The organism is Microseira sp. BLCC-F43 (assembly GCF_041929235.1).
Lineage (GTDB): Bacteria > Cyanobacteriota > Cyanobacteriia > Cyanobacteriales > Aerosakkonemataceae > Microseira.
The window spans coordinates 57,355-63,598 of record NZ_JBHFNP010000157.1 but is presented as its reverse complement, the minus strand read 5'-3'; the positions used below and the strand labels follow the sequence as shown (position 1 = coordinate 63,598).

Below are 6,244 nucleotides of genomic sequence, written 5' to 3'. Positions count from 1 at the left end.
TCCCTGCCATAAGCAAAAACCAAGTTAAAAGGTACAGTTGTCAAGAAAAAGTATGGGTCTTGGGAACCAGGACTCCTGCCCTTGGAGGGAATGTCAGACCAAGAGAACTCCGCTTCTTTAGGCAATTCCCGATGAATTGGGAGAGCCATCACACTGTACTGTAGGTCAGTGTGTGGTAGTTCACAGACGAATATAGCGCCCCCCAGACCTGCACCGCCGCCGCCGAGTCCGCGCGTACCTGTGTCGCCCGGATCGTCGCCGCTGAAAGTAGAGCGACCACCGCTGCCTGCCCCACCTGCTGCACCATTGCCGCCATATAAGCCACCCAGTCCACCACTGCCGCCACTGCCGCCACCCCCTGGGGTGCCGCCCAAGAAGTTGCCGCCGCCACCACCGCCTGCACCGCCGCCGCCGCCACCTGCGCCGTAGCCGCCATTGCCGCCACTTGCCCCGTTGCCGCCATTCCCAGCACGGGCGAAAGCACCGCTGCCGCCGCCACCGCCGCCGCCGCCACCACCACCGCCGCCGCCAAAGCCAACGGAGGTGGTGCTGAAGCCGCCCGTACCGTTGCCGCCATTGCTTCTGGCACCGCCTGCACTGCCGCCAACACCGCCGTTGCCGATTGTGCCGCCAAAGGCGGAAAAACTGGGCAAACCGCCAGAGGCGCTGCCAAAGCCGCGACTGCCGCCGCTAGAATCGTTGCCACCGCGACCGCCGCCGCCGCCTAAGGTAGCGTTGCCACCGATGGCTTGGTTGCGGAAGAAGCCAAGGTTTTGAACCAGGACATCCGCGCCTGGAGCGAGATAGAGTGCGCCTCCGGCGCCCAAACCACCGCCACCGCCATTTCCACCTCTGGCAACGCCATCAACCAAATCGATGCCATTAAAGACGACATTTTCCCCTGGGTTCTGGCGCTCAATTAGGAACAGGGATGTGGTATTTTGCCCGCTAATGCTGCCTCGACCGAGGTCGCCGCTTTGGAAGAGAAGGCTGTTGTTGGTGCGAATTTCAATCGGTCGAGTCAGTCTTACCTGGTCGTTTAAGACAATGCCGTCTGGTCCGGGATGTTGAGCGGCTAAAGCAACCGCTTCTCGGATGGAGAGTCTGCCATCGTTTGGATCGTCTACATCGTCATAGCGAGTCACTGTGTAAAAGATGGGTGGCATTAACACGCCCTGATAAGCTTGTTGCACAGTCAAAGGAAACGCCAGGAATGTTTGCATTGCACCTGTCGTTACTTCTAACTCCCAGTTGCCGCCTTTGGACCGATTCCCGGTACGAGTCGTGGAGGCGGCGACGGTTGCGCCAGTTAGGACGCTCAGCCATTGCACAAAGTCTTGTCCCAATTTCCCACTGGCGACGTTGCAACCATACACGAGGATTTCGGCGCGATGGGAGAGTGCCTTTCCCCACGACTCGATAGCATCGGCGTACTTGCGCCAAAGCGTTTTGGCATTCAACTCGGTTGCGCCTAGTTGCAAGCTGGCTTCTGACCCGTGGGAGATGATGTGAAGGCTGCTAATATTAGTGCGAGCCCCTAAAGCTGCCGAGATCTGCAATACTCCATCTGTTGAAGAATCGAGAATAATAGTTTCAATCCCCGGCAGCACATTGTCTGCAAGATATTGATAATCATCAACTGCGGAATCGATAAAGGCAATGTGTCGCGCAAAAACCTGTTTTGAGGAAATTGTTTGCATTGTGGGTTGAGAAGAGAGGGTCATCATTGGCATCTCCAGGAAATTAAAAGTGTGAGTAATATCATGTCCTTAGGTATCGGTAGTGTATGGATAGCTAATTGCTCGCTTGCTAATTGCTCGCTTGTCAATTGCCTCCAGAGCTGCTCAGTAATTATTGACTGTTTCTTTTTTATTTAGCCATTAGCAGTTACACAACCGTTGCTCAGGGACATAATATAAATTGGCACATTCCCATCCCGCCACATCTTTTGCGGTGGAACAGAGGGATGTTTCTGTGGGAAGGCGGCGAGCGCTCCCCTACGCCATCGCACACCCCAAAACAACTCGCCTACGCAAACGAGAACTGTGCTGTATTATTAGCCGCTAAATTCAAACTAATATTGTCCGCTGTAAAGCCAGTGGTTCGATTCAGCTTGACTAACAACTCACCCGTACCAAATGTCTCATTTTCAGCAAGGCTATTGCCTAGCCGGAACTCAGTGCTATGGCAATTAACCAGTACATCAATATGGGAAATATTTGTAAACCCAATTAAATCGCCACCCGCACCTTGAGTAAAGTTGTTCACCGTGTCGCTGCCATCGCCGCTGTTATACAAAACCGTGTCAATGTCAGTATCAAAGCCCAAGTTAAGCAGATCGTCCCCTCGACCTCCGATCAGGGTATCGGCACCAGCACTCCCGCGTAGAATGTCGTCGCCATCGCCACCGCGCAGAAGATCGTTGCCACTTAAACCTGTGATGTTATCATCACCGCCCTCACCGTTAATCACATCATCGGAGTCATTGAAGCCTCTGACATTGTTGTCAAGATCGTTGAGAAATGTCACCGTGTTGCGGTTAAAAAGTCTGGTGCTATAGGAGTCGGCATCGAAGACATCAAAGCTGTCTTTAAGTTCAGTGTCACCATCAAACAAAATGTTGCCTAATCGACCGTGCAAACCTCCAGGAATTGACAGGTTATCTAGATTTTCCAGGGCAAAGTCTTTCAAGATAACTTTAGTGTCGTCAACGCCTTCAAACCCAATCTCTAAATCGTTGTCGGTTTGGTTGAGTAATAGGTTTTTGGCAACTAGACCGTCACCGGAAAAGTGCAATTCATCAATCCTGTTAACGATCGCCGGATCTGGGTTCGCTCCGCGCCCGACGCCCTGAAACTTCTCCAGGGTAATCGTTTCCCCTCGCGCCACCGCAACCGGATAATAATCATAGTCAACATCATTGCTGCGGTTCGCCGCTGAATTGCCGCTATAAGTTACCCCCGTGACGTTGAATTGTCCGCCAGTCTGAACAAAGGCAGCACCACCCACACCAGAACCGCCACCGGCAGGAGCATTATTGATCGTATAACCGCTACCGCCGAGTGCTACGTTACCAGTAAACCTCACATTGTCGCCGCTCAAACTAGCGCCATCAGAGACAAAGACTGCACCGCCTAGACCGGCACCGCCGCCGCCTCGACCGCCAAGTCCGCGATCGCCAGGTCCGTCATTGAGGAACGTTGAGCGACCGCTGCTGCCGTTAAATCCGTTCTGCCCAGCGCCACCGTAGCGACTGCTAGCACCACCTGCACCCCTAGTTCCGCCACTACCTGTCCGACCAGTCAGGTCGTTGCCGCCGCCACCGCCGCCACCGCCGCCGCCGCCGCCGCCAGCACCAAAACCACCCAGTCCTCCTGCGCCACCATTGGCACCGGACTGGGCAGCTATAAAGAGGCCAGCCCCACCAGCGCCGCCACCACCGCCGCCGCCACCGCCGCCGCCTGTGCCATAAGTCCCCCCACCTCCGTTACCGCCAGGAGTTGCAGGAATGTCGATCGAGCTACCGTTTTCGTCGCTAGTTCCGCTACTTTTCTGACCGGCTGTGCCACCCGATCCAGGTACAATCCCCGATATAAAGAAGCTGGGCAAGCCTCCCCTTCCGCCAGTAGCGCCGTTAAAAGCTCTGGGAGTAAAGATGTTAGCACCGCCACTGCCACCATTTCCACCGCCATTGCCCTCACCGCCAGGGCCGCCATTGCCGCCCACTGCCCGGTTGCCGCTGAATGTGACGTTATTCACCCGCACGCTGCCACGGTTGATAAACAAGGCACCGCCAGCACCCAAACCGCCACCACCGTTACCGACACCATCTCCGCCGCGAGCATTGCCGTTGAAGAAAGATAGGTTAGAAAAGTTGACGTTTTGCGCGCGATCGATCGTAAACAGCGAGGTTGTACCCTGACCGTTAAACCCACTGGTATTGGGTGAAGTTCCTTGAAAGGTAATGCTGTTATTTGCAGCTAGATAAATTGGGCTATTAAGAGTTGCAACCGCGTATAAATTGATAGTATCCGCTTCGGGAGTGGCGGCTGCAAGGGCAACTGCTTCTCGCAGGGTGGTTTTTCCGTCACCGGGAACGTTTTGGTCGTTGTAACTATCGACTAAAAAAGTTGCCATGATGATTCTCCGATTTTCGTGTAATGCAATCGCCTGTTCAAATATCAGAAAAAGTTTGCACAACCAGCAGTTGCTCAGCTCCAGCACTAGCTTGGAGGAACAATAAAAGCTGGGATTCAAAGTGATGCAAAATCTGGCTGAAAATCTTGTCTGCTCGTAGTAATCGCTTCAGCGAAGACAGCGCTTACTACGAACAAAATATTTGTGCCCACTTACTTACCAATTGCCAATGGCTCGTCCTGAAAAGCATTGTCGGTTACCGAGTTAAACGAGTAATTTGCCACAGACTGATAGCTAACTCCTCGGTACTGCAAGGTGATGAGTAATTCAGGCACGGGTGAGTTTGTGCAATGTTGCGTTCCCAGCACTGCACCCCTATACTTACCGATAATTTCACCGGGAATGCTGGGGTTATGAGAGGGATTTAATTCGTAGCTGACACCGCGATAAGAGAGTTGCATAATTCTGTCTCGCTAGGAATTGGGTAGCGTTGATAATCCCTTTATAGAATTTGCAAAAGACTTGCGTCGATACAGAAAAGTTAAGGAGTTTTAGGAAAGCAACTACTTAACTTTTAAGTTTTTGGACTTAACATCGGAGATAAATGTCAGATCATGTCCTCGTCTGTGAGAAAACCCTCTCACCCTCTCACCTGCTCACCTGCTCACCTGCTCAAGAGCGGTCTTATTCAACCGGACAAGATATCACGGGGATGGGAGGCGATCGCTAAAATACCTGCGGTATAACTCGCAACTGGGTACAACTTGATTCCCCCGCAGCGCCACCAGTCCCATACTGTGCAATTTAAAGGCTAAAAGCTGTTCTAAATCTACAGGTTTGGATGCTTTGATAACTTGGTCGTAAGCTGCTGCTAATTGGGGATGTTCTTGCAGACTGCGTAAATGCCGATGTAAATGGTTGTAATAAATACCTGCATCAGTAGCAGCCGTTTGCACGAGTTGACCCAGGGTCAAGTCTTGCTGCGCCAAATGATAGAGCGCTTGTTGCACTAAATAAGGATGCCCCGCCACCAGTTGCATTAATTGAGATAATTCGGTTTCTGATAAGTTAAGTCGGTAACGCTGAGCTAAATCGAATACTTGTTCTGAATTAAACGCATGTAATTCAATCGCCAATCCTACATTAAAAGGTGACTTATTGATATCCAGCGGAATATAAACTTCAGTAGAGTGGACAATAATCAGCCGCAGATTTTGCCACAGAGGATTACCGCTGTCTCCATAAGCTGCTTCTTCGTACCACGAGCGCAAGAGGGTAAAGAAATCATCGGCTATTTCTGGATGTAAAAATACCTCATCGACTTGATCGATAGCTAATACCAAAGAACCGTTAATTTCTGGTAACAAACAGTCTTCAAAATAAGCCGTGCAGTTATTTTTGCTCCCAAAAGTTTCGCTCCAGTAATCCTCGACTCTGTGCGGTAATTGAAGCTTGCGAGTAATAGAAGCACAAAACCAGCGCAAGAACTTATCCAGATCGGTGAAAACAGATCGATCTGCTCGTTGCAAACTCAAAGGTACAGTGCAGACATCCCCAGCATCAGAAATTTGTTGTTTAGCACGAGCGAGAATTCTCACCATTAAAGACGTTTTACCCATTTGACTGGGTGCTTTAATGCGAATCAGCGCCCCCGGTTTCATAATTTCTTCGTAACAACGAGACTCAACGGTCGGACGTTCTACATAAAAAGTCGAATTAAGTGGAATTAGTCCAACTAACGACTCCAATTTGAGAGACGAAGAATCAGATGGCGGAACATTTTCCCCCACTACCTGATGCTCTCGCTGTGCCAGAACTGCGACCAAATTTGTTTTATTGACTTTTTCCCCCAGACTCGATGACAGAATCTGCCACAATTTTGGCCCGACATCGTGTTTAATGTACTCAGGTGTGTAGCCATTTTCTGTCGCAATTTCATCATATCTTTGACCGAACCAAGCTCCGCGCAAAACCGCGACTTCAATGTTTTTCAGGTGTCTTTTGGTCTGAGCAAAAACTGCCGCGTCTGCTACCTTCAGAGCGACATCAAAGTCTATTAGTTGCTCGCCCGTACTGTCTTTCATGATAAATATGCCTTTTGTTTATT

4 protein-coding genes are annotated in these 6,244 nt (G+C 51.0%); all 4 read right to left on the bottom strand.

The annotated features are described in order from the left end of the window. Nucleotides 1-1,727: DUF4347 domain-containing protein (locus ACE1CM_RS22575; protein WP_374880577.1), on the bottom strand; the 1,727-nt coding region annotated here is incomplete at its 3' end. Nucleotides 1,728-2,028: 301 nt separating this feature from the next. Next, nucleotides 2,029-4,137, bottom strand: coding sequence for a calcium-binding protein (locus ACE1CM_RS22570; protein WP_374880575.1), 2,109 nt, complete (start codon nucleotides 4,135-4,137; stop codon nucleotides 2,029-2,031). A gap of 212 nt (nucleotides 4,138-4,349) precedes the next feature. Further along, nucleotides 4,350-4,598, bottom strand: a complete 249-nt coding sequence (locus tag ACE1CM_RS22565) for a DUF4278 domain-containing protein (RefSeq protein WP_374880573.1) — start codon at nucleotides 4,596-4,598, stop codon at nucleotides 4,350-4,352. Nucleotides 4,599-4,841: 243 nt separating this feature from the next. Continuing rightward, nucleotides 4,842-6,221, bottom strand: coding sequence for an AAA-like domain-containing protein (locus ACE1CM_RS22560; protein ID WP_374880571.1), 1,380 nt, complete (start codon nucleotides 6,219-6,221; stop codon nucleotides 4,842-4,844). Nucleotides 6,222-6,244 lie beyond the last annotated feature (23 nt).

Coding starts and splice junctions, on each gene's coding strand:
- ACE1CM_RS22565 (WP_374880573.1), bottom strand. CDS start 4,598: ATGCAACTCTCTTATCGCGGTGTCAGCTACGAATTAAATCCCTCTCAT.
- ACE1CM_RS22570 (WP_374880575.1), bottom strand. CDS start 4,137: ATGGCAACTTTTTTAGTCGATAGTTACAACGACCAAAACGTTCCCGGT.
- ACE1CM_RS22560 (WP_374880571.1), bottom strand. CDS start 6,221: ATGAAAGACAGTACGGGCGAGCAACTAATAGACTTTGATGTCGCTCTG.